Here is a 23,583-nt window from a genome sequence, read left to right on the forward strand (position 1 = left end):
ACATTAAAACCCGTTCGCCTAATCTTGCCTGTTCACCAGGTAAATTTATAGGATTGTAGCGTAAAAAAAGAGAATTTCGCAGTCTTGCGCGGCCCTTATTAGCGCGTATGATAGCGTCACTGGAGTTGTGAGTTTGTACTTTCGCCATTAACCCCAGGAATCCGCACATGCGTATTGAAGAAGATCTGAAGTTAGGTTTCAAAGACGTTCTTATCCGTCCTAAACGTTCCACCCTTAAAAGCCGTTCCGATGTTGAGCTGGAGCGCGAATTTACCTTCAAACATTCAGGAATGCGCTGGTCTGGCGTACCGGTTATTGCCGCCAATATGGATACCGTTGGCACCTTTGCAATGGCGAAAGCGCTGGCTTCGTTCGACATCCTTACCGCTGTACATAAACACTATTCCGTTGAAGACTGGAAAGCCTTTATCCAGCGTGAATCGGCTGACGTGCTGCGCCATGTCATGGTTTCAACCGGGACATCAGACGCAGATTTTGACAAGACAAAACAGATCCTTACGCTGCATCCGTCGCTGAATTTTGTCTGTATCGACGTGGCGAACGGATACTCTGAGCACTTTGTACAATTCGTTGCCAAAGCTCGTGAGGCCTGGCCGGATAAAACTATCTGCGCGGGTAACGTTGTGACCGGTGAAATGTGTGAAGAGCTGATCCTTTCCGGTGCGGATATTGTCAAAGTTGGCATCGGTCCGGGTTCTGTTTGCACCACACGTGTCAAAACCGGGGTCGGCTATCCGCAATTATCCGCAGTGATTGAATGCGCCGATGCCGCGCATGGTCTTGGCGGGCAGATTGTCAGTGATGGTGGCTGCACGGTGCCGGGTGATGTGGCGAAAGCGTTTGGCGGCGGCGCAGACTTTGTGATGCTCGGCGGTATGCTGGCGGGTCATGAAGAGAGCGGCGGCACCATCGTGGAGGAAAACGGCGAGAAATTTATGCTGTTCTATGGCATGAGTTCAGAATCCGCAATGAATCGCCACGTTGGCGGCGTTGCCGGTTACCGTGCAGCGGAAGGCAAAACCGTCAAGCTCGCGTTACGCGGCCCGGTGGAGAACACCGCGCGTGATGTCCTTGGCGGCCTGCGTTCAGCCTGTACGTATGTCGGTGCCTCCCGCCTGAAAGAGTTGACCAAACGTACGACCTTTATCCGCGTTCAGGAACAGGAAAACCGCGTTTTCAACAGCCTGTAATGGGTTTGCAGGCGCACTGCGCTGCGCCTGCATTAGCCCGTACCCCCCATCGCATCGCCAAGGTGAAAGATAGGCAGGTACATGGCAACCACCAGCACGCCAATAATCAACCCCGTTACCACCAGTAGCAGCGGCTCTAATACGGAAGCCAGCTCGTCTGCCTGATGCAGAGTCTGTTCACTGTGGTGCCGTGCCAGATTCTCCAGCATGGTATCCAGCGCCCCGGAGATCTCCCCGGTATGGATCAACTGAATACACAGCGGCGTGAAGTTGCCACTCTTTGCCAGCGCCGCAGAGATAGCCGCGCCGAGGGTGATATCCTGATGCGCCTGTTGCAGCACGCCTCGCCAGTAAGGACAGGTTAAGGTATCCCTGACATTTTCCAGCCCCTGCAAGAAGGTGATTCCAGAACGTTGCGTGAGTGACAGCACGGTAAATATCTGGCTCAGCCGTTGCCCACGCACCAGTTTTCCGACGATGGGGCAGCGTAGTAGCAGACGCTGCCGATAGTGCAGCCACCTCACCTGACGGCGCAGTAAGGTCATTGCGCATACCGCCAGCAACGCAAGTGCTGCCAATGGCAGCGCGCCTTGTTGCATCAGCGTCGCGCCAGCAATGACTCCCCGCGTCAGCGCAGGCAAGGGGGTATTGAACGTCTGGTAGATAGCTGAGAACTCCGGCAGCACCAGATACACCATTGCGATGACTACCGCCGCGGTCAGCGAAAGAATAATGAGCGGGTAACGCAGCGCCTTTTTTACTTTCAACGCCAGTGCTCGCTGTGCCTGTTGCTGGCTGGCCAGTTTAAAACAGCACTCATCCAGCTTTCCTGTCAGCTCACCGGTATGGACCATCGCCGCCCAGAGCGGAGGAAAAACATCTGGCCACTGGCGCAGCGCTGCCGAAAATGTTTCACCCTGTTCCAGCGCTTGCGCCAGATGGTGTAACAATGCCTGCCATTGCCTGGCTGGATGTTGCTGTGCCAGCAGTAACAAGCCTTCCGGTAATGTGAGCCCCGCCTGCAACAATGTTGCAAGCTGGCGCAGGAGCGTACAGCCATGTTCCGCACGCCACAGTGAACGCCTTACCGGCCTGCGCTTGAGCGTCAGAGGATGGATCTGCCGGTGATAGAGCGTTTGCATCGCGGCGTTGCGGTTTTCGCTCCAGTGCGCACCCTGTTGTAATGCACCCGCGTTATCGATTCCGGACCACTGCCAGAGGTGTTTAGTCGTCATGCGGCAAACCCAATATGCGCACCAACTCTTCCAGTGTCGTCAACCCTTGTTCCACCGCCAGGCAACCATGCTGAAACAGTGTTGTCATTCCCTCCGCACGGGCGCACTGTTCGATTTCTCCCGCACTTTGGCCGCTGGCAATGGCCTGGCGGACATCGCGGGTAATAGGGAGCACTTCGAACAATGCGACACGCCCATAAAAGCCGTGATAGCACCGATCGCAGCCTTCCGCGCGCCAGCGAGGTAACGGGCGAGGCCACAGGTCGCCGGGGAGCCGGGTATTTTCCGTGGTCAGTTTCCGGCAATGGGGGCAAAGTTTACGCACCAGTCGCTGGGCGATGACCAGCGACAGCGCCGAGGAGATCATCCAGCGTGCTACCCCCATTTGCTGGATACGCACCAGTGTTTCGCTGGTGGAGTTTGTGTGCAGCGTCGATAAAACCAGATGCCCGGTTTGCGATGCTTTGATAGCAATCTCCGCTGTTTCGCCATCGCGGATCTCACCAACCATGATAATGTCCGGGTCCTGGCGTAGCAGAGCGCGCAATACGCTCTGGAAGGTCAGCCCGGCGCGCGGATTAATTTGCGTCTGATTCAGCCCATCCAGCGGGATCTCGATGGGATCTTCTACGCTGCAAATGTTGACCTCCGGCCTGTTGCGTTTTTGCAGCGCGCTGTAGAGTGTCACGGTTTTTCCGCTGCCGGTCGGGCCTGTCACCAGCAACAGTCCCTGAGGTTGCGCCAGCGCCGCGGTAAAGAGTGACAATTGCGCGTCGGTCATACCGAGTGCAGCCAGATCCAGGGCCTGGTTAACCTGGTGCAACAGACGCAGCACCACCTTTTCACCGTGTCGGCAAGGCAAGGTAGCGATACGAAATGAGACCGATTGCCCGGAGAGATCCACACTGAACTGCCCATCCTGTGGCAGGCGACGTTCGGCAATATCAAGATTGCCAAGTACTTTGAGTCTTGCGGTTAGCGTGGCGGCTAAATCGCAGGGAAGGGGGGAGAGTGCATGCAAAACGCCATCGACGCGTAACCGTATGGCGTAATACGTCTCTCCGGGCTCGAAATGGATATCCGATGCCCGTAAGATCAGCGCTTGTTTCAGGGTCTGATCGAGAATTTCCGCCGCGGCGCTGCTTTCTTCAACGGGGACCGGGAAGTGCGTTTGTACCGCCATTTGCTGGTGCTTGTCCATTTGATCCTGCGTCCAGCAACGGATGTCTACCCGTTGCTGGACGGCAAAGCTGAGTGACTCCATTAACATGGGGCTGGGGTTATCCACCACGGCAATGGTCAGAACGTCGTCTTCACTGTTGAGCAACACGGCGTTATGTCGCTGACAGAGCGCGATAAGTTTATCGTGTTTCATCACGGCTCCTTACGGACGTCCGGTGCGAAAAACATCTTCGCAGGCTTGTTGCAAGGCGCTGTCTGCATTTGTATTACAGCTTCGTGCCCACCCCTTCATACCCTCGGCATCGCTCCATTGCGGCGTCATGACGACGCTGAGCCCGTTGAGGCTTTCCTGTCCGGTCAGTGAGACCACCCCTTTTGCGACGCTCATGGCGGCGACGTAACGCGTGGTGGTCGGGGCCGGTATGCCATTGCTGCTGGCATCGCAACTGTCGATGCCGCCGCGTTCCAACGCGCACAGTTCAATGGCGGTGCGATAAGGAACAAAGGTTTGCAACATGTCGGTCAGTGCGGCTTTACGCAGGTAATTTTGATAAGCGGGAATGCCGATAGCGCTCAGGATGGCGATAATGCCAATCACCACCATCAGCTCGATTAAGGTAAATCCTTGTTGTTTGTTCATCTCTGGCTCCTTGTGTGGAGCCGCTACTTTGTCAGCACGTTACGGGGGCGGCGAGACGCAAAAAGGACTTCGGGAAAGCGCCTTCCGGCTTTTTTGCCAGGCTTGCAGAGTGCAACAAATTGTTTGCGAGGAAGGGCGCAAAAAAAACGGGCCAGTGGCCCGTTCAGTCATGCAAAGGGGTTAGCGAAACCGCATCGACAGGTCGAGGGCGCGCACATGTTTGGTCAGTGCGCCCACAGAGATGTAGTCAACGCCCGTTTCAGCAAATTCACGCAGGGTTTCTTGCGTCACATTGCCGGAGACTTCCAGCCGCGCTTCGCCGTTGGTGCGCTTCACGGCCTCACGCATTTGGTCGGTGTTAAAGTTATCCAGCATGATGATATCGGCACCGGCTTTGAGCGCATCGTCGAGCTCTTCGAGGGTTTCTACTTCAACCTCTACCGGCACATCCGGATGCAGCCAGAAGGCTTTTTCCACTGCCTGGCGTACAGAGCCTGCGGCAATAATGTGGTTCTCTTTGATCAGGAAGGCGTCGGAAAGACCAAGGCGGTGATTCGCGCCGCCGCCGCACAGGACGGCGTATTTTAGCGCTGTGCGCAGGCCCGGCAGGGTTTTACGCGTATCCAGTAACTGTGTTTTCGTGCCGTCCAGCAGTTCCACATAGCGGCGAACTTCGCTGGCGACACCTGACAGGGTTTGCACAAAATTAAGCGCGGTGCGTTCGCCCGTTAGCAATACGCGGGAAGGACCCTCAAGTTCGAATAACGGCTGATTGGCATGAAGGGTGTCGCCATCGGCAACGTGCCAGGTGAGCGTCACATCATCGCCTGCCAGTTGAATAAAGACTTCTTCCACCCAACGCTTTCCGCAAAAAACGCCGTCTTCGCGGGTAATGATCACCGCATGCGAGCGGTTTTCTGGCGGTAACAATTGCGCGGTAATGTCATTATTCGCGTCGACTTCTCCGCCCAAATCTTCGCGCAACGCCTGGGCGACAGCGACAGGGATATCCAGTTCGATACGTTTGAGCAGTGCGTCACGTCGAAGGTCGGGGTTATAGCGGCGAGGCGGCATGATAAACTCCAAAAAAGGTAACGAATCACAAAGTTAGGCTATGTCTTGTTCGGGGATGCCATTACGGTACACAGCGCAAACATGCTACTCTGAAGCGTGTTTCAGCACCATCCTCTAAAAGGAGTTCCTTATGCAGCTACGCAAGGGCTGGCTGGTGGAAGCGCGGCATGTACCGTCTCCCCATTTTGATTGCCGCCCGGACGATGAGCAACCTTCACTGTTGGTGGTACATAATATTAGCCTACCTCCCGGTGAGTTTGGCGGCCCGTGGATAGATGCGCTGTTTACCGGCACTCTGGATGCCAACGCCCATCCCTTTTTTGCTGAGATTGTTCATCTGCGTGTTTCCGCACACTGCCTGATCCGCCGTGATGGTGAGGTGGTGCAATATGTGCCTTTTGATAAACGCGCCTGGCATGCGGGTGTCTCTTCTTATCATGGCCGGGAACGCTGCAACGACTTCTCGATTGGTATTGAGCTGGAAGGCACGGACACGCTGCCCTATACCGATGCGCAGTACCGGCAACTGGCGGCGGTAACACGAACGGTGATTGAGCTTTACCCGTCGATTGCCGACAATATGACCGGGCACAGTGATATTGCCCCTGTGCGCAAGACGGATCCCGGACCGGCTTTTGATTGGGTGAGATTCCGTGCGCTGGTCGCCGGTTTGTCAGAAAAGGAGATGCCATGACGTTATTCACCATGCTGCTGGTACTGGCAGCAGAACGGCTGTTTAAACTGGGAGAACACTGGCAGCTGGATCACCGTCTGGAAGTGCTGTTCCGGCGGGTAAAACACTACTCGATGTTAAGAACGCTGCTGATGGCGGTGCTGGTGATGCTGGTCACCTTTTTGATCCTGCGTGCGCTGTCGGGATTGTTTTTCAATGTTCCGCTGCTGGTGGTGTGGATCCTTATTAGCCTGTTGTGCATTGGCGCGGGGAAAGTCCGTTTGCACTATCACGCCTATCTTAAAGCCGCGGCGCGTAACGACAGCCATGCCCATAACGCGATGGCCAATGAGTTGACGCTGATCCACGGTGTGCCGCCGGGGTGCGATGAGCGTGATTTTTTACGTGAGCTGCAAAATGCGCTGGTGTGGATCAACTTCCGTTTTTATCTTGCGCCGCTGTTCTGGCTGATTGTTGGGGATTCCTGTGGGCCGGTGCTGCTGGCGGGGTATGCCTTTTTACGCGCCTGGCAATCATGGCTGGCGCGCTATCAGACGCCAACTGAGCGCCAACAATCCGGGATTGATGCGATTCTGCATGTGCTCGACTGGGTGCCGGTGCGCCTGGCGGGGGTGGTGTACGCGCTGGTGGGGCATGGCGAGAAAGCCTTGCCCGCCTGGTTTGCCTCCCTTGGCGATCGCCACACATCGCAGTACCAGGTGCTGACCCGCCTTGCCCAGTTCTCCCTGGCGCGCGAGCCGCATCTGGATAAAGTCGAAACGCCAAAAGCGGCCGTGTCGATGGCGAAGAAAACCTCGCTGGTGCTGGTGGTTGTGGTGGCGCTGCTGACTATTTACGGCACGCTGATTTAATCCGCGTGCCGCATTGTTACTGGTGATCCGCAGGCGGGATGCCGAAGTCAGGCATCCCGTTTTCTTGCCAACGGACGCGTTTCAGGCGGGTATGGCGGTTTGGATCGTAGAGCGGGTCGCCTTCTATTTCGGTGTAATTGCGTGCGTGGTACACCAGCACGTCTTCCCCTTCCGGTGTTTGCGTAAAGCTGTTGTGCCCGGGGCCATACTGATGGTTTTCATAGCTGGTTTTGAATACCGGCTGTGGCGCTTTATGCCAGTTGGCCGGATCCTGCGGATTGGCAGCGATATCAATCCATAACAACCCCATACAATAATTTTCATCGGTGGCGCTGGCGGAGTAGCTGATAAACAGCTTGTCGCCGTGGAACAGCACCGCCGGGCCTTCGTTCACCAGAAAACCCCTGCACTCCCAGTCGAACTCCGGCTTACTTAACAGCACCGGTTCGCCTTTGAGTGTCCACGGGTTTTCCATTTCCGCCAGATAAAGGTTGGAGTTACCCGCAATATCCGGTGCTTTTTGCGCCCACAGATACCAGCGTTTTCCCTGGTGGACAAAGGTTGTGGCGTCCAGCGCGAAGGTATCAAACGGTGTTTTCACCTGGCCTTTTTCTACCCACTGACCGGTTAGTGGATCGGCGTCGGTACACTCCAGGACGAACATGCGATGGCGGAACATGTTCAGCGCATCCAGCGCTTTCGTCCAGGTGGCGGCAAAATAGAGATACCATTTCCTGTCAATATGATGCAGCTCCGGCGCCCAGATAAGCTCACTCATTGGCCCGGTTTGCGGTTTACGCCATACCACCACACCGGCGGCCTGGCGTAGTCCTTCCAGCGTACTGGCGCGGCGGATTTCCAGCCGGTCATACTCCGGCACCGAGGCGACAAAGTAGTAAACCGTGCCATGGCGCAGAATATAAGGGTCGGCGCGTTGTTCAATAAACGGGTTCGGCCAGCTGTTCATTATGCTTTCCTTACGTTGTCGCCTGACGGCACATGCTGACGTTCGGTCAGTTCATGATAGTTAATACGGCGTTTTTCCAGATCGTCCTGAATCCGTCTCATCATGTCGCGGTCGACTTTCAGTAAACGTACGACGCCCGCGGTGATCAGGTAACCGACGCCAGGGATCACGGTAAACAGCAGCATAATGCCGTTAATTGCCGTGTCGCTTTGCTGTTTGGCGCCCGCGTCGTAGCCATACCACGAGAGCAGGAAGCCTACCATTGCACCTGCTATCGCCAGCCCGACTTTCAGGAAGAACAGGTTACCGGAGAAGCTGATGCCGGTAATGCGTTTACCGGTTTTCCACTCGCCGTAATCGTCCACATCGGCCATTAGCGACCAGTGCAGCGGCGAGGGGATCTGGTGCAGGATATTCAGCAGGAAGTAGAGCACCACAATTAGCGTCGTGGCGTGCGGGTCAAAGAAGTAGAACGCGCAGGAGAAAATAGCCAGTGCGATATTGGTCCAGAAGAAGACTTTCAGTTTGCACCAGCGGTCAGTCAGCACTTTCGCCAGCATACTGCCGAACATCATGCCCACCACGCCAAGGCTGATAAATAAGGTCGCGAAATGGGTGCTTTCTCCCATCACCCAGGTGACGTAGTACATGGTTGCCGCCATACGGATAAAACCGGGGCAGACGTTGCACAGCGTCAACAGCAAAATGCGCACCCACTGGTCATTTTTCCACACATCTTTGAAGTCTTTCTTCAGGTCGTCATTGGTGGGAACTGCCGGGTGAATACGTTCACGCACGGTGGCAAAGCAGAACAGAAACATGCACATACCAATGAATGCCAGCACGGTCATCGCCATCTGGTAGCCTTTGGCTTTGTCTGCGCCGCCGAACCATTCGGCCATTGGCAGCAGCGTCAAAGAGAGCAGCAGGGTGGCGATGCCGACCATCACAAAACGGTACGACTGGCAGGCAACGCGCTCTTTCGGATCGTTGGTGATCACACCGCCCAGGGAGCAGTAGGGAATGTTGATAGCGGTATAGGTCAGCGACAGCAGGAAGTAGGTAATAAACGCGTAGATCACCTTACTGTGATAGGTCCAGTCAGGGGTGGTGAACATTAATACGCTGAAAACGGCATACGGCAGAGCTATCCACAGCAGCCACGGGCGAAAACGCCCATATTTACTTTGCGTACGGTCGGCGAGGGCACCCATTAACGGGTCAGTCACCGCATCAATTACACGAATCGACAGCAGTAATACCCCGACCAGCGCAGGGGCGAGGCCGAAGATATCGGTATAGAAGTAGTTAACAAACAACATGATGGCGCCAAAAATGATGTTACATCCGGCATCGCCCATGCCATAGCCAATCTTCTCTTTAACAGACAGTTTATTGTTGTCCATTGCCGGTTCTCCCATTGCGATGTGGAAGAATTATTTGCCTGCAAATTTGACTTTGCGTAGCAGGATCAGGCCGCAGTGATGGACAAAATGGCTATGTAAAAGAAAGTGTGAGGAAGGTAACACAGTGATAATACCCCTCTCCCGGGCGGGAAAGGGGTAAACGGATAAGGATTAATGAGCTTTTACGGCTTTGGCGTTTTTCTGTTTGAGCATGTAACCGACGGCAAGGACCACAATCCATACCGGGATCAGCCATACCGAGATAGCCATACCCGGGGTCATCAGCATGATCACCAGCACCGCAGCCATAAACAGCAGGCAGATCCAGTTGCCTAACGGGTAGAACAGCGCCGGGAAGCGCGGCATCACGCCTTGCAGCTGTTTCGCGCGGCGGAAACGCATGTGCGCGAGGCTGATCATCGCCCAGTTGATCACCAGTGCAGACACTACCAGCGCCATCAACAGACCGAATGCGGACTCAGGCGCCAGGTAGTTGATCAGCACGCACAGTGCCGTCACGATCGCAGAGACCAGAATGGTGTTCACCGGCACGCCGCGTTTGTCGACTGAGAGCAGCGCTTTTGGCGCGTTACCCTGTTGCGCCAGACCGAACAGCATACGGCTGTTGCAGTAAACGCAGCTGTTATAGACAGACAGTGCGGCGGTCAGCACCACAATGTTCAACGCATTGGCTACAAACGTGTCGCCCAGTTCGTGGAAGATCAGCACAAACGGACTGGTATCCGCCGTTACGCGCGTCCACGGCAACAGAGAGAGCAGTACCGCCAGCGAGCCCACATAGAAGATCAGGATGCGGTAGATAACCTGGTTGGTGGCCTTCGGAATGCTCTGTTCCGGGTTGTCGGCTTCCGCGGCGGTAATCCCCACCAGCTCCAGACCGCCAAAAGAGAACATAATGATCGCCATCATCATCACCAGCCCGGAAAAACCGTGCGGCAGGAATCCGCCCTGTTCCCACAGGTTACGCACGGTGGCCTGCGGGCCAGCGCTGCCGCTAAACAGCAGCCAGCCGCCGAAAACGATCATGGCGACCACGGCGAAGACTTTAATGATGGCGAACCAGAACTCCATTTCCCCAAACACTTTTACGTTGGTCAGGTTAATGGCGTTGATGATGACGAAGAAGGCGGCAGCAGAAGCCCACGTTGGGATCTCTGGCCACCAGAACTGGATGTACTTACCCACGGCGGTCAGTTCCGCCATGGCCACCAGCACATAGAGCACCCAGTAGTTCCAGCCGGAAGCAAAACCGGCAAAGCTTCCCCAATATTTGTAGGCAAAATGGCTGAACGAACCGGCAACCGGCTCTTCCACGACCATTTCACCGAGCTGACGCATGATCAGAAATGCAATAAAACCGGCAATGGCGTAGCCCAGAATAATACCCGGACCCGCGGACTGAATGACTGACGCGCTACCCAGAAACAGGCCAGTCCCGATAGCACCACCCAGCGCGATAAGCTGAATATGGCGGTTCTTAAGGCCGCGCTTTAGCTGATCGCCGTGCTGTTGACCTTCCATTATGAAACCTCGTGTGTGGTTGTTATGTATACGCTGTCGTTTGCGTGTAAGCGATAAATTCCATTTTTTGTAGTTTTTAGTTTACGAAATGTTGAAGCGAATTTTCGTCCATCCCTTTCGTATGGCTCAGAATAGTGGTAAGCGCAGGGGAATGCATCTGCTTTATGAAGGTCAGATGACGACCTGGTGAAAAAGAAACCATTTGTCAGTAACCCACTCATAACCCCTCTTAAGTAAAATTGGTTATTTATGCGATTAATGTGAATACACATTCATTTATTAATTAACTGAATCGGTTCATATGCCTTAATTATCGTTTCAGGAAAGTTAAAACTGCCTCTTTCGTGGTAAACGGGTCATTTGTGCAAGGTTACATCTTTGAAACGTCATTTCTGTAACATTGTTAAAATGTGCATGGTTTCCTGATTTCAATCAAAACCTGTATGGACATAAGGTGAATACTTTGTTACTTTAGCGTCACGAACATGAAATTGGTAAGACCAATTGACTCTGGGCGAATGGTAGAGACAAGGAACAATGGCCTACAGCAAAATCCGCCAACCAAAACTCTCCGATGTGATTGAGCAACAGCTGGAGTTTTTGATTCTTGAAGGGACATTGCGTCCCGGTGAAAAACTGCCTCCAGAGCGCGAGCTGGCTAAACAGTTCGACGTTTCTCGTCCTTCATTGCGTGAGGCCATCCAGCGTCTCGAAGCGAAAGGTTTGCTTCTTCGTCGCCAGGGTGGTGGAACCTTTGTCCAGAGCAGTCTGTGGCAGAGCTTTAGCGACCCGCTGGTCGAGCTCCTGACCGATCATCCCGAATCCCAGTTTGACCTGCTTGAAACTCGCCACGCGCTGGAAGGCATTGCCGCCTATTACGCTGCGCTCCGTAGCACCGATGAAGACAAGGTACGCATTGGCGAACTGCATCAGGCGATTGAGCTGGCGCAGCAGTCGGGCGATCTGGATGCTGAGTCCGACGCTGTCGTGCAGTATCAAATTGCCGTAACCGAAGCGGCGCATAATGTGGTGCTGCTGCATCTGCTACGCTGCATGGAGCCCATGTTGGCGCAAAACGTTCGTCAGAACTTCGAATTGCTGTACGCGCGCCGTGAGATGCTCCCGCTGGTTAGCAGTCATCGTTCCAGTATTTTCGCGGCGATCATGGCCGGGCAACCGGAAGAAGCGCGCGAAGCGTCGCATCGTCACCTGGCATTTATTGAAGAGATTTTGCTGGATCGCAGCCGCGAGCAGAGCCGTCGTGAACGCTCGCTGCGTCGGCTGGAGCAGAGAAAGAATTAATATTTTCTGGTGCAGTTTGTACCGGAAGAGTTGTAACACCAGCGCCAAACTTTAGAGCGCGGCAACTAAACGCAGAACCTGTCTTATTGCACTTTTGTTGTTCAGTCATGATGAGAATGCAATGGGACAGGTTCCAGACAAATCAACGTATTAGATAGATAAGGAATACCCCCCATGTCAGAACGTTTCCAAAATGACGTGGATCCGATCGAAACTCGCGACTGGCTACAGGCGATCGAATCGGTCATCCGTGAAGAAGGTGTTGAGCGTGCTCAGTATCTGATTGACCAGCTCCTTTCTGAAGCCCGCAAAGGCGGTGTGAAAGTGGCAGCTGGCACAGGGGCGAGCAACTATGTAAACACTATTGCCGTTGAAGATGAACCGGAATACCCGGGCAATCTGGAACTGGAACGCCGTATTCGTTCAGCTATCCGCTGGAACGCAATCATGACCGTTCTGCGCGCGTCCAAAAAAGACCTCGAGCTGGGCGGCCACATGGCTTCCTTCCAGTCTTCTGCGACCGTTTATGAAGTCTGCTTCAACCACTTCTTCCGTGCCCGCAACGAGAAAGACGGCGGCGACCTGGTGTACTTCCAGGGCCACATCTCCCCAGGCATCTACGCACGTGCGTTCGTGGAAGGTCGTCTGACTGAAGAGCAGATGAATAACTTCCGTCAGGAAGTTCACGGTAAAGGCCTCTCTTCTTACCCGCACCCGAAACTGATGCCGGAATTCTGGCAGTTCCCGACCGTATCCATGGGTCTGGGTCCGATTGGCGCTATCTACCAGGCGAAATTCCTGAAATATCTGGAACACCGTGGCCTGAAAGATACCTCTGAACAAACCGTTTACGCTTTCCTGGGCGACGGTGAGATGGATGAGCCGGAATCTAAAGGCGCCATCACCATCGCTACCCGTGAAAAACTGGACAACCTGTGCTTCATCATCAACTGTAACTTACAGCGTCTTGATGGCCCGGTTACCGGCAACGGCAAAATCATCAACGAACTGGAAGGCATCTTCAGCGGTGCTGGCTGGAACGTAATCAAAGTCATGTGGGGTTCCCGTTGGGACGAACTGCTGCGTAAAGACACCAGCGGTAAACTGATCCAACTGATGAACGAAACCGTTGACGGCGACTACCAGACCTTCAAATCCAAAGACGGCGCTTACGTGCGTGAGCACTTCTTCGGCAAATACCCGGAAACGGCAGCGCTGGTTGCTGACTGGACTGACGATCAGATTTGGGCGCTTAACCGTGGCGGCCACGATCCGAAGAAAATTTACGCTGCATTGAAAAAAGCACGTGAAACCAAAGGCAAAGCGACCGTTATCCTGGCCCATACCATCAAAGGTTACGGCATGGGTGATACCGCAGAAGGTAAAAACATCGCTCACCAGGTGAAGAAAATGAACATGGACGGCGTGCGTTATATCCGCGACCGTTTCAATGTACCTGCCACCGACGAGCAGGTTGAAAACCTGTCTTACCTCACCTTCCCGGAAGGTTCTGAAGAGCACAAATACCTGCACGAACGTCGCCAGGCGCTGAAAGGCTACCTGCCGTCACGTCAGCCGAACTTCACCGAGAAACTTGAACTGCCGGCTCTGGAAGACTTCTCCCAGCTGCTGGAAGAGCAGAACAAAGAGATCTCCACCACTATCGCTTTCGTTCGTGCCCTGAACGTGATGCTGAAGAACAAATCGATCAAAGATCGTCTGGTTCCGATCATCGCTGACGAAGCGCGTACTTTCGGTATGGAAGGTCTGTTCCGTCAGATTGGTATCTACAGCCCGAACGGCCAGCAGTACACCCCGCAGGACCGTGAGCAAGTTGCTTACTACAAAGAAGACGAAAAAGGTCAGATTCTGCAGGAAGGTATCAACGAACTGGGTGCTGGTGCATCCTGGCTGGCGGCTGCGACCTCTTACAGCACCAACAACCTGCCGATGATCCCGTTCTACATCTACTACTCCATGTTCGGGTTCCAGCGTATCGGCGACCTGTGCTGGCAGGCAGGCGACCAGCAGGCTCGCGGCTTCCTGGTTGGCGGTACCTCCGGTCGTACCACCCTGAACGGTGAAGGTCTGCAGCACGAAGATGGTCACAGCCACATTCAGTCGCTGACTATCCCGAACTGTATCTCTTACGACCCGTCTTACGCGTACGAAGTGGCTGTCATCATGCACGATGGCCTGGAGCGTATGTACGGTGAGAAACAAGAGAACGTTTACTACTACATCACCACGCTGAACGAAAACTACCACATGCCGGCAATGCCGGAAGGTGCCGAGGAAGGTATCCGTAAAGGTATCTACAAACTCGAAACCGTTGAAGGCAGCAAAGGTAAAGTTCAGCTGCTGGGCTCCGGTTCTATCCTGCGTCATGTACGTGAAGCAGCACAGATCCTGGCGAAAGATTACGGCGTGGGTTCCGACGTCTACAGCGTGACCTCCTTCACTGAACTGGCGCGTGATGGCCAGGATTGTGAACGCTGGAACATGCTGCACCCGCTGGAAACCCCGCGTGTACCGTACATCGCTCAGGTGATGAACGACGCACCGGCTGTAGCTTCTACTGACTATATGAAACTGTTCGCCGAGCAGGTTCGTACTTATGTACCGGCTGATGATTACCGCGTACTGGGTACGGATGGCTTCGGTCGCTCCGACAGCCGTGAAAACCTGCGTCACCACTTCGAAGTTGATGCTTCTTACGTGGTTGTTGCAGCACTGGGCGAACTGGCTAAACGTGGCGAAATCGACAAGAAAGTGGTAGCGGAAGCCATCACCAAATTCAACATCGATGCAGAAAAAGTTAACCCGCGTCTGGCGTAAGAGGTAAAGAGATAATGGCTATCGAAATCAATGTACCGGACATCGGGGCTGATGAAGTTGAAATCACCGAGATCCTGGTCAAAGTGGGCGACAAAGTTGAAGCTGAACAGTCGCTGATCACCGTAGAAGGCGACAAAGCCTCTATGGAAGTCCCGTCTCCGCAGGCTGGCGTTGTTAAAGAGATCAAAGTCTCTGTTGGCGACAAAACCGAGACCGGCAAACTGATCATGATTTTCGATTCCGCCGAAGGTGCAGCAGCCGCTGCACCTGCTCCGGCAGAAGCGAAGAAAGACGCCGCGCCAGCAGCAGCCCCGGCCGCTGCGGCAGCCAAAGACGTTAACGTACCGGATATCGGCGGCGACGAAGTTGAAGTCACTGAGATCCTGGTAAAAGTCGGCGATACCGTGGCTGCAGAACAGTCGCTGATCACCGTTGAAGGCGACAAAGCCTCGATGGAAGTTCCGGCGCCGTTCGCGGGCACCGTAAAAGAGATCAAAATCAACACTGGCGATAAAGTCTCCACCGGCTCGCTGATCATGATCTTCGAAGTTGCGGGTGCAGCACCGGCTGCGGCACCGGCACAAGCGGTGGCTCCGGCTGCGGCGAGCGCACCGGCAGCAGCGTCTGGCCCGAAAGAAGTCAACGTACCGGATATCGGCGGCGACGAAGTTGAAGTGACCGAAGTGCTGGTGAAAGTGGGCGACAAAGTCTCCGCTGAGCAGTCTCTGATCACTGTCGAAGGCGACAAAGCCTCGATGGAAGTTCCGGCACCGTTCGCAGGCACCGTGAAAGAGCTGAAAGTGAACGTGGGCGACAAAGTCTCCACGGGCTCTCTGATCATGGTATTCGAAGTGGAAGGCGCTGCGCCTGCTGCGGCTCCGGCTGCTGCACCTGCTGCTGCTGCCCCGGCTGCTCAGGCGGCGAAACCGGCTGCTGCTCCGGCGAAAGCAGAAGGTAAATCTGACTTCGCAGAAAACGATGCTTACATCCATGCCACTCCGCTGATCCGTCGCCTGGCGCGCGAATTCGGTGTGAATCTGGCGAAAGTGAAAGGCACCGGTCGTAAAGGCCGTATCCTGCGCGAAGACGTACAGAACTATGTGAAAGACGCGGTTAAACGCGCTGAGTCTGCACCTGCTGCTGGCGCAACCGGTGGTTCTCTGCCGGGCCTGCTGCCGTGGCCGAAAGTGGACTTCAGCAAGTTTGGCGAAGTCGAAGAAGTCGAACTGGGTCGCATCCAGAAAATTTCTGGCGCTAACCTGAGCCGTAACTGGGTGATGATCCCGCACGTTACGCACTTCGACAAAACTGATATCACCGATCTGGAAGCGTTCCGTAAACAGCAGAACGCCGAAGCTGAGAAGCGCAAACTGGATGTGAAATTCACCCCGGTTGTCTTCATCATGAAAGCGGTCGCTGCTGCACTGGAACAAATGCCGCGCTTCAACAGCTCACTGTCTGAAGATGCACAGCGCCTGACGCTGAAAAAATACATCAACATCGGTGTGGCGGTGGATACCCCGAACGGCCTGGTTGTTCCGGTCTTCAAAGACGTGAACAAGAAGAGCATTACTGAACTGTCTCGTGAACTGACGGTGATCTCGAAAAAAGCGCGTGACGGTAAGCTGACTGCTGGCGAAATGCAGGGCGGTTGCTTCACCATCTCCAGCATCGGCGGCCTGGGCACCACCCACTTCGCGCCGATTGTTAACGCGCCGGAAGTGGCCATCCTGGGCGTCTCCAAGTCTGCCATGGAGCCGGTCTGGAACGGTAAAGAGTTCGTACCGCGTCTGATGATGCCGATTTCGCTCTCCTTCGACCACCGTGTGATTGACGGTGCGGATGGTGCGCGCTTTATCACCATCATCAACAACATGCTGTCTGACATCCGCCGTCTGGTGATGTAATCGAAAAAGCCGGCCTGACGGCCGGCTTTTTTCTGCTAATCTCATACTGCTTATGGGGTTATCAGGGGCAAAGGACAAATCGTTTGCCGTTTGTTGTTTCAAAATTGTTAACATTTTTGTAAACTGCGGGCGGATAGAACGTCCCGGTGGATGAAGGGCGACATGAAGTACCCCTGACCGCCGGAAATCAATAAGAGGTCATGATGAGTACTGAAATCAAAACTCAGGTCGTGGTACTTGGGGCAGGCCCGGCAGGTTACTCTGCTGCCTTCCGTTGCGCTGATTTAGGTCTGGAAACCGTCATCGTTGAACGTTACAGCACCCTTGGCGGTGTTTGTCTGAACGTGGGTTGTATCCCTTCTAAAGCGCTGCTGCACGTAGCAAAAGTTATCGAAGAAGCCAAAGCGCTGGCTGAACACGGCATCGTTTTTGGCGAGCCGAAAACCGATATCGACAAAATTCGTACCTGGAAAGAGAAAGTTATCACTCAGCTGACCGGCGGTCTGGCGGGGATGGCGAAAGGCCGTAAAGTTAAAGTGGTTAACGGTCTGGGTAAATTCACCGGGGCGAACACCCTGGAAGTTGAAGGCGAAAACGGTAAAACCGTGATCAACTTTGACAATGCAATCATCGCGGCGGGCTCCCGTCCGATTCAACTGCCGTTTATCCCGCATGAAGATCCGCGCGTATGGGACTCCACCGACGCACTGGAACTGAAATCCGTACCGAAGCGTATGCTGGTTATGGGTGGCGGTATCATCGGTCTGGAAATGGGTACCGTGTACCATGCGCTGGGTTCAGAGATTGACGTGGTTGAAATGTTCGACCAGGTTATCCCGGCGGCTGACAAAGACATCGTGAAAGTCTTCACCAAACGCATCAGCAAGAAATTCAACCTGATGCTGGAAACCAAAGTGACCGCCGTTGAAGCAAAAGAAGACGGTATCTATGTTTCCATGGAAGGCAAAAAAGCCCCGGCTGAAGCGCAGCGTTACGATGCCGTGCTGGTAGCCATCGGCCGTGTGCCGAACGGTAAAAACCTCGACGCAGGCCAGGCAGGCGTGGAAGTGGACGACCGTGGCTTTATCCGTGTTGATAAACAACTGCGCACCAACGTGCCGCACATCTTCGCTATCGGCGATATCGTCGGTCAGCCGATGCTGGCGCACAAAGGCGTACATGAAGGCCACGTGGCCGCAGAAGTTATCGCCGGTAAAAAACACTACTTCGATCCGAAAGTTATCCCGTCTATCGCCTACACCGAGCCAGAAGTTGCATGGGTGGGTCTGACCGAGAAAGAAGCGAAAGAGAAAGGCATCAGCTACGAAACCGCCACCTTCCCGTGGGCAGCGTCTGGTCGTGCTATCGCTTCCGATTGCGCAGACGGTATGACCAAACTGATTTTCGACAAAGAGACGCACCGTGTTATCGGTGGCGCGATTGTCGGCACCAACGGCGGTGAGCTGCTGGGCGAAATCGGTCTGGCGATCGAAATGGGTTGCGACGCTGAAGATATCGCGCTGACCATCCACGCTCACCCGACCCTGCACGAATCCGTGGGTCTGGCGGCGGAAGTGTTCGAAGGCAGTATCACTGACCTGCCGAACCCGAAAGCGAAGAAAAAATAAGTTTTCGCCACGCTAAAGCGCCTCTTCGGAGGCGTTTTTTTTGCGCCATTTTCGTGAGCGGGTAGAGACTTTCACTGCCAGGGTATAAATATTACGCAGATTTTGCCGATATTACCCTCTGTCGACCATTCCCGGCGAGAGAAGGAGTTTTATCGTCATGATCAACGGCCTCAACCTGTCGTCGCTCTCTTCCGCGGCGCGTGTTACCCCATCGTCAACAGTGAACACTTCGGCGCGTACCGCCAGCAGTAACAGCACTTCTGCGGGTGCAACGGCATCGGCAAAAGTGATGTTTGGCAGCCAGACCGCAGAAATCGCCGCGGTGTATAGCCTGTCGCCGAAGAAAATCAGCGCCAGCACATCCCTGCAAAACAATGCGACTATCCAGGCATTGATGCAGTCTGCAAAGGGGAGCAACTCTGTTTCCGCATTTGGCAGTCTGGGCAGCGTGCTGCTCAGTAACCTGAAAGAAAATCGCGCCGATTTCACCCAGGCACTCACCGGCGTCGGGATGAACGGGAGCGGCGGAAATGAGTCCGCTATCACGCTGGATATCGTCACGCAATCTGGCTCCACTGTTCATCTGATCATGACCCAGCAGGATGATGGCATGGCGGTGGAGGTCAAAACGGAAGGCGACAGTCTGAACGATGACGAAGCTGAGGCGGTCGCCAAACTGGGCGAGTCGTTGCAAAAAACGTTATCAGGACTGGGCCGCAACCCGCCTGAAGTCGACGTGAAGGGGTTAACGCAGTTTGACAGCAGTGTGCTCAAATCGGTGGATTTGAAAACGGATATGCGCACTGGCGACACGTCGCTGCAATCGCTCAATTTCCATGCGGACACGAAAGAACGCTGGATTGCCTATGAAGATAAGGATTTCTCGCTGAAGATGAGCAGCGACCTTTCTCAATCCGGGCTGTCTGGCAACTATGCACAGCAGCAAAGTGCGCTGAATGCCTACGACAGCAAGTTTGATAAAGCGCGCATTGCCGGTCACGGCGATCGCGCGCAGATGGAAGCGCTGAAATCGGTATTCAGGGCGTTAAATACCACGACGGAAAACGATGAGTCATTAAAAGTGGGCGTGGCGGATATTCGCGTCGGCGATAATGGTAAATCGCAGCTAAGCGGGCTGAATGACTTCTCTTTATCACTGACGCAAACGGAAAAATCCATCAACCCGCTGCATGAAGAAGAGAAAGATCGTTTTTCCTACCAGGCTTCGCAAACGACCGAAGAGTCTGTCGCCAGTGATGGCTCAAAAACCCTGAAGCAGACCGCGCGTAGCCATACCAGCGCCGCCTGGCATCAAGCGTTAGATCCCTCTTTCCCGCTGTCGCTGAACGGCATGAAGTCGTCGCAGAACTACTATTACCACTTGCTGGAAAATGACGAAGAGAGCAGCACGACCCTCAATTACACGGCGCGCGGGCAACTGGCGAGCGTGGGACACCACGAGCAGGTGAACAACCGCGAAACGGTGAAAAAATATGTGATGGGAGAACTGGTTGATCAAACCGTTACCCCGGAACAATACACGCGCAACAACGTGGTTTCCTTGCTACGAACGTTGTCACAATAACGTCATAAAAACGGTCCTTTGGGGCCGTTTTTTGTTTTTTATGGCGTCGATTCTGTTCCCTAAAAACCGTCTGCCGTCTGCTTTATTCCGCCTTTAACGATTCAGCCAATTTTTTATGTTGCTTTTTTGTAAACAGATTAACACCCCCCGTAAATCCTGCTATGCTGCCGAACGCGGTTCGCGGATTTACCCTACAAACTGCTGTCTCACAGGAGAGTGAAGAGAAACGCCTGCCGCATTATGACAATGAGAGCGAGGAGAACCGTCGTGCTAGAAGAATACCGTAAGCACGTAGCTGAACGTGCCGCTGAGGGGATTGCGCCAAAACCATTAGATGCAACCCAAATGGCAGGCCTTGTCGAGCTGCTGAAAAGCCCGCCTGCTGGCGAAGAAGAATTCCTGATTGATCTGCTGACTAACCGTGTCCCGCCAGGCGTTGATGAAGCCGCCTATGTTAAAGCGGGTTTCCTTGCTGCCATCGCCAAAGGCGACGCCACCTCCCCACTGGTTACCCCTGAAAAAGCCATTGAACTGCTGGGCACCATGCAGGGCGGCTATAACATTCATCCGCTGATTGATGCGCTGGATAGCGACAAACTGGCGCCGATCGCCGCTAAAGCGCTGTCCCACACGCTGCTGATGTTCGACAACTTCTACGATGTGGAAGAGAAAGCCAAAGCGGGCAACGCCCACGCGAAACAGGTGATGCAATCCTGGGCCGACGCAGAATGGTTCCTGAGCCGCCCGGCACTGGCCGACAAAATTACCGTGACGGTGTTTAAAGTCACCGGCGAAACCAACACCGATGATCTCTCTCCGGCGCCGGATGCCTGGTCCCGCCCGGATATCCCGCTGCACGCGCTGGCGATGTTGAAAAACGCCCGTGAAGGCATTGAGCCGGATGAGCCGGGCGTTGTTGGTCCGATCAAACAGATCGAGGCGCTGGCGAAAAAAGGTTTCCCGCTGGCCTATGTCGGCGATGTGGTCGGTACCGGTTCTTCCCGTAAATCCGCCACCAACTCCGTACTGTGGTTTATGGGCGATGACATTCCGAACGTGCCGAACAAGCGCGGCGGCGGTCTGGTGCTCGGCGGTAAAATTGCGCCCATCTTCTTCAACACCATGGAAGATGCGGGCGCGCTGCCTGTCGAAGTGGATGTGAACAGCCTCAATATGGGCGACGTGATCGACGTTTACCCGTTTAAAGGTGAAGTTCGCAACCATGAAACCGGCGAACTGCTGGCCAGCTTTGAGCTGAAAACCGACGTGTTGATCGACGAAGTGCGCGCCGGTGGCCGTATTCCGTTGATTATCGGTCGTGGGCTGACGACCAAAGCGCGCGAAGCGCTGGGTCTGCCGCACAGCGATGTGTTCCGTCAGGCGAAAGACGTGGCGGAGAGCAGCCGCGGCTACTCGCTGGCGCAGAAAATGGTCGGTCGCGCCTGCGGCGTGGCCGGTATCCGTCCTGGCGCTTATTGCGAACCGAAAATGACCTCCGTGGGTTCTCAGGACACCACCGGTCCGATGACCCGTGATGAACTGAAAGACCTGGCCTGCCTGGGCTTCTCTTCCGACCTGGTGATGCAGTCTTTCTGCCACACGGCGGCCTATCCGAAGCCTGTAGACGTGACCACGCACCATACGCTGCCGGACTTCATTATGAACCGTGGCGGTGTTTCCCTGCGTCCGGGCGACGGCGTAATCCACTCGTGGCTGAACCGTATGCTGCTGCCGGATACCGTCGGTACCGGTGGTGACTCGCATACCCGTTTCCCGATCGGCATCTCCTTCCCGGCGGGTTCTGGCCTGGTGGCGTTTGCCGCCGCCACCGGCGTTATGCCGCTGGATATGCCGGAATCTGTGCTGGTGCGCTTCAAAGGTAAAATGCAGCCGGGTATTACCCTGCGCGATCTGGTGCATGCCATCCCGCTGTATGCCATCAAACAAGGCCTGCTGACCGTTGAGAAGAAAGGGAAGAAAAACATCTTCTCTGGCCGCATCCTCGAAATCGAAGGTCTGCCGGATCTGAAAGTCGAGCAGGCGTTTGAGCTGACGGATGCCTCTGCTGAGCGTTCGGCTGCCGGTTGCACCATCAAACTGAACAAAGAACCGATTATCGAGTATCTGAACTCGAACATCGTGCTGCTGAAGTGGATGATTTCTGAAGGCTACGGCGATCGTCGTACGCTGGAACGTCGCGTGCAGGGCATGGAAAAATGGCTGGCGGATCCGCAACTGCTGGAAGCCGATGCTGACGCGGAGTACGCGGCGGTCATCGACATCGATCTGGCGGAAATCAAAGAGCCGATCCTCTGTGCACCGAACGATCCGGACGACGCGCGTCTGTTGTCTGACGTGCAGGGTGCGAGCATCGATGAAGTGTTTATCGGTTCCTGTATGACGAACATCGGTCACTTCCGTGCCGCCGGTAAACTGCTGGACAGCCATAAAGGCCAGCTGCCGACCCGCCTGTGGGTTGCGCCGCCGACCCGTATGGATGCCGCGCAGTTGACGGAAGAAGGGTATTACAGCGTGTTCGGTAAGAGCGGCGCGCGCATTGAGATCCCGGGCTGCTCCCTGTGCATGGGTAACCAGGCGCGTGTGGCGGACGGTTCGACTGTGGTATCCACGTCCACCCGTAACTTCCCGAACCGCTTAGGTACCGGGGCGAACGTTTACCTGGCATCTGCGGAGCTGGCGGCGGTCGCTGCGCTGACCGGTAAACTGCCGACGCCGGAAGAGTACCTTAACTTTATGTCGCAGGTGGATAAAACCGCTGCAGACACATACCGCTACCTGAACTTCGACCAGCTTAATCAGTACACTGATAAAGCAGACGGTGTGATTTTCCAGACTGCGGTCTGAGTGCCAGAGCCACCCTTCGGGGTGGCTTTTTTCTTTCCCCTCGCGCTGCAAAAAATCGCTTTTTAAGCGCATCAAATGTCTATTACTGACATATCGAAAACGCGGGTACCGCCGCAATCATCCTGTGTCTTATGCGCCACAGCAACCAGACGGATGATTTCCGCGCAGGCGAAACGTCCTCACGCGGATATTTTTCGTTGCTTCCCGTTACTACGCTTTTTTTCTGGCAGTGTGCTGCGATAATTACAGCATAGGCGGGCCATCAGGCCGGCAGGAGGAAGCGATTATGGATTACGAATTTCTGCGTGATGTCACCGGCGTGGTGAAGGTGCGTATGTCGATGGGCCACGAAGCTGTCGGACACTGGTTTAATGAAGAAGTGAAAGAGAACCTGGCTTTACTGGATGAAGTGGAGCAGGCGGCGAAAACGGTGAAGGGCAGCGAGCGCTCCTGGCAACGCGCCGGGCATGAATACACGCTGTGGATGGATGGCGAAGAGGTGATGGTGCGCGCCAACCAGCTGGAATTTTCCGGTGATGAGATGGAAGAAGGGATGAGCTATTACGATGAAGAGAGCCTGTCGCTGTGCGGCGTGGAGGATTTTCTTCAGGTGGTGGCCGCCTATCGCGAATTCCTGAAACAGCGATAGATAAAGG

General features: G+C 54.7%; 17 protein-coding genes. 10 read left to right on the top strand and 7 right to left on the bottom strand.

Features of this window, described 5'->3' with window-relative positions:
- Positions 1-167: 167 nt before the first annotated feature.
- Positions 168-1,211 (top strand): GMP reductase, encoded by a 1,044-nt coding sequence (locus tag ACQ3G7_RS09810; RefSeq protein ID WP_430889677.1) that lies wholly within the window; start codon positions 168-170, stop codon positions 1,209-1,211.
- Positions 1,212-1,243: 32 nt separating this feature from the next.
- Here ACQ3G7_RS09810 and hofC read toward each other — a convergent pair whose 3' ends face one another.
- The 4 genes from hofC to nadC form a co-directional block, all read right to left on the bottom strand.
- Positions 1,244-2,446, bottom strand: coding sequence for a protein transport protein HofC (hofC, locus tag ACQ3G7_RS09815; protein ID WP_430889678.1), 1,203 nt, complete (start codon positions 2,444-2,446; stop codon positions 1,244-1,246).
- Positions 2,436-3,821 (bottom strand): type II secretion system protein GspE, encoded by a 1,386-nt coding sequence (gene gspE / locus ACQ3G7_RS09820; RefSeq protein WP_430889679.1) that lies wholly within the window; start codon positions 3,819-3,821, stop codon positions 2,436-2,438. Before gspE ends, hofC begins: the two co-directional genes overlap by 11 nt.
- Before the next feature lie 9 nt (positions 3,822-3,830).
- Complete coding sequence (gene ppdD, locus ACQ3G7_RS09825) at positions 3,831-4,268, bottom strand: prepilin peptidase-dependent pilin (protein ID WP_263098044.1); 438 nt, start codon at positions 4,266-4,268, stop codon at positions 3,831-3,833.
- Between the two features lie 180 nt (positions 4,269-4,448).
- Positions 4,449-5,342 (bottom strand): carboxylating nicotinate-nucleotide diphosphorylase, encoded by an 894-nt coding sequence (gene nadC / locus ACQ3G7_RS09830; RefSeq protein ID WP_430889680.1) that lies wholly within the window; start codon positions 5,340-5,342, stop codon positions 4,449-4,451.
- Between the two features lie 130 nt (positions 5,343-5,472).
- Between nadC and ampD the strand changes: the two genes are divergently transcribed.
- Positions 5,473-6,036, top strand: coding sequence for a 1,6-anhydro-N-acetylmuramyl-L-alanine amidase AmpD (gene ampD, locus ACQ3G7_RS09835; protein ID WP_263098042.1), 564 nt, complete (start codon positions 5,473-5,475; stop codon positions 6,034-6,036).
- Positions 6,033-6,887: a beta-lactamase regulator AmpE gene (ampE, locus tag ACQ3G7_RS09840; protein WP_430889681.1), complete on the top strand. Its 855-nt coding sequence runs from the start codon at positions 6,033-6,035 to the stop codon at positions 6,885-6,887. Before ampD ends, ampE begins: the two co-directional genes overlap by 4 nt.
- A 16-nt stretch (positions 6,888-6,903) precedes the next feature.
- On the opposite strand, the gene ACQ3G7_RS09845 is transcribed toward ampE, so the two are convergent.
- From ACQ3G7_RS09845 to aroP, 3 genes are all read right to left on the bottom strand, one after another.
- Positions 6,904-7,854 (bottom strand): glycoside hydrolase family 43 protein, encoded by a 951-nt coding sequence (locus ACQ3G7_RS09845; RefSeq protein WP_430889682.1) that lies wholly within the window; start codon positions 7,852-7,854, stop codon positions 6,904-6,906.
- The gene (locus ACQ3G7_RS09850) at positions 7,854-9,260 is read right to left on the bottom strand and encodes a glycoside-pentoside-hexuronide (GPH):cation symporter (RefSeq protein WP_263098039.1); all 1,407 of its coding nucleotides are present in this window, start codon (positions 9,258-9,260) and stop codon (positions 7,854-7,856) included. Before ACQ3G7_RS09850 ends, ACQ3G7_RS09845 begins: the two co-directional genes overlap by 1 nt.
- A gap of 171 nt (positions 9,261-9,431) precedes the next feature.
- Entirely contained in the window at positions 9,432-10,802 is a 1,371-nt protein-coding gene (gene aroP, locus ACQ3G7_RS09855; RefSeq protein ID WP_430889683.1) for an aromatic amino acid transporter AroP, read from the bottom strand.
- Between the two features lie 537 nt (positions 10,803-11,339).
- Between aroP and pdhR the strand changes: the two genes are divergently transcribed.
- From pdhR to yacL, 7 genes are all read left to right on the top strand, one after another.
- The gene (pdhR, locus tag ACQ3G7_RS09860) at positions 11,340-12,104 is read left to right on the top strand and encodes a pyruvate dehydrogenase complex transcriptional repressor PdhR (protein WP_061497651.1); all 765 of its coding nucleotides are present in this window, start codon (positions 11,340-11,342) and stop codon (positions 12,102-12,104) included.
- Between the two features lie 174 nt (positions 12,105-12,278).
- Positions 12,279-14,942 carry a pyruvate dehydrogenase (acetyl-transferring), homodimeric type gene (gene aceE, locus ACQ3G7_RS09865; protein ID WP_430889684.1) on the top strand — a complete coding sequence of 888 codons (2,664 nt, stop codon included), beginning with the start codon at positions 12,279-12,281 and terminating at the stop codon, positions 14,940-14,942.
- Positions 14,943-14,956: 14 nt separating this feature from the next.
- Complete coding sequence (aceF, locus tag ACQ3G7_RS09870) at positions 14,957-16,849, top strand: pyruvate dehydrogenase complex dihydrolipoyllysine-residue acetyltransferase (protein ID WP_430889685.1); 1,893 nt, start codon at positions 14,957-14,959, stop codon at positions 16,847-16,849.
- Positions 16,850-17,052: 203 nt separating this feature from the next.
- Entirely contained in the window at positions 17,053-18,477 is a 1,425-nt protein-coding gene (gene lpdA, locus ACQ3G7_RS09875) for a dihydrolipoyl dehydrogenase (RefSeq protein WP_263100968.1), read from the top strand.
- 157 nt (positions 18,478-18,634) lie between these two features.
- Complete coding sequence (locus tag ACQ3G7_RS09880) at positions 18,635-20,062, top strand: hypothetical protein (protein WP_430889686.1); 1,428 nt, start codon at positions 18,635-18,637, stop codon at positions 20,060-20,062.
- 267 nt (positions 20,063-20,329) lie between these two features.
- On the top strand, positions 20,330-22,927 hold the full coding sequence (gene acnB / locus ACQ3G7_RS09885; protein ID WP_430889687.1) for a bifunctional aconitate hydratase 2/2-methylisocitrate dehydratase: 2,598 nt from the start codon (positions 20,330-20,332) through the stop codon (positions 22,925-22,927).
- A 286-nt stretch (positions 22,928-23,213) separates the two neighbouring features.
- Entirely contained in the window at positions 23,214-23,576 is a 363-nt protein-coding gene (yacL, locus tag ACQ3G7_RS09890; RefSeq protein ID WP_088237396.1) for a protein YacL, read from the top strand.
- The last annotated feature ends 7 nt before the right edge of the window (positions 23,577-23,583 follow it).

The sequence above is a fragment of the Kosakonia sp. N21 genome (assembly GCF_050587465.1).
Classification (GTDB): Bacteria; Pseudomonadota; Gammaproteobacteria; order Enterobacterales; family Enterobacteriaceae.

Bases quoted from the DNA above. Each gene is read 5' to 3' on its own strand.
- ppdD (WP_263098044.1), bottom strand. From the start codon at position 4,268: ATGAACAAACAACAAGGATTTACCTTAATCGAGCTGATGGTGGTGATT.
- ACQ3G7_RS09810 (WP_430889677.1), top strand. From the start codon at position 168: ATGCGTATTGAAGAAGATCTGAAGTTAGGTTTCAAAGACGTTCTTATC.
- hofC (WP_430889678.1), bottom strand. From the start codon at position 2,446: ATGACGACTAAACACCTCTGGCAGTGGTCCGGAATCGATAACGCGGGT.
- aroP (WP_430889683.1), bottom strand. From the start codon at position 10,802: ATGGAAGGTCAACAGCACGGCGATCAGCTAAAGCGCGGCCTTAAGAAC.
- ampD (WP_263098042.1), top strand. From the start codon at position 5,473: ATGCAGCTACGCAAGGGCTGGCTGGTGGAAGCGCGGCATGTACCGTCT.
- ACQ3G7_RS09880 (WP_430889686.1), top strand. From the start codon at position 18,635: ATGATCAACGGCCTCAACCTGTCGTCGCTCTCTTCCGCGGCGCGTGTT.
- gspE (WP_430889679.1), bottom strand. From the start codon at position 3,821: ATGAAACACGATAAACTTATCGCGCTCTGTCAGCGACATAACGCCGTG.
- yacL (WP_088237396.1), top strand. From the start codon at position 23,214: ATGGATTACGAATTTCTGCGTGATGTCACCGGCGTGGTGAAGGTGCGT.
- ACQ3G7_RS09850 (WP_263098039.1), bottom strand. From the start codon at position 9,260: ATGGACAACAATAAACTGTCTGTTAAAGAGAAGATTGGCTATGGCATG.
- aceE (WP_430889684.1), top strand. From the start codon at position 12,279: ATGTCAGAACGTTTCCAAAATGACGTGGATCCGATCGAAACTCGCGAC.
- pdhR (WP_061497651.1), top strand. From the start codon at position 11,340: ATGGCCTACAGCAAAATCCGCCAACCAAAACTCTCCGATGTGATTGAG.
- lpdA (WP_263100968.1), top strand. From the start codon at position 17,053: ATGAGTACTGAAATCAAAACTCAGGTCGTGGTACTTGGGGCAGGCCCG.
- nadC (WP_430889680.1), bottom strand. From the start codon at position 5,342: ATGCCGCCTCGCCGCTATAACCCCGACCTTCGACGTGACGCACTGCTC.
- ampE (WP_430889681.1), top strand. From the start codon at position 6,033: ATGACGTTATTCACCATGCTGCTGGTACTGGCAGCAGAACGGCTGTTT.
- aceF (WP_430889685.1), top strand. From the start codon at position 14,957: ATGGCTATCGAAATCAATGTACCGGACATCGGGGCTGATGAAGTTGAA.
- ACQ3G7_RS09845 (WP_430889682.1), bottom strand. From the start codon at position 7,854: ATGAACAGCTGGCCGAACCCGTTTATTGAACAACGCGCCGACCCTTAT.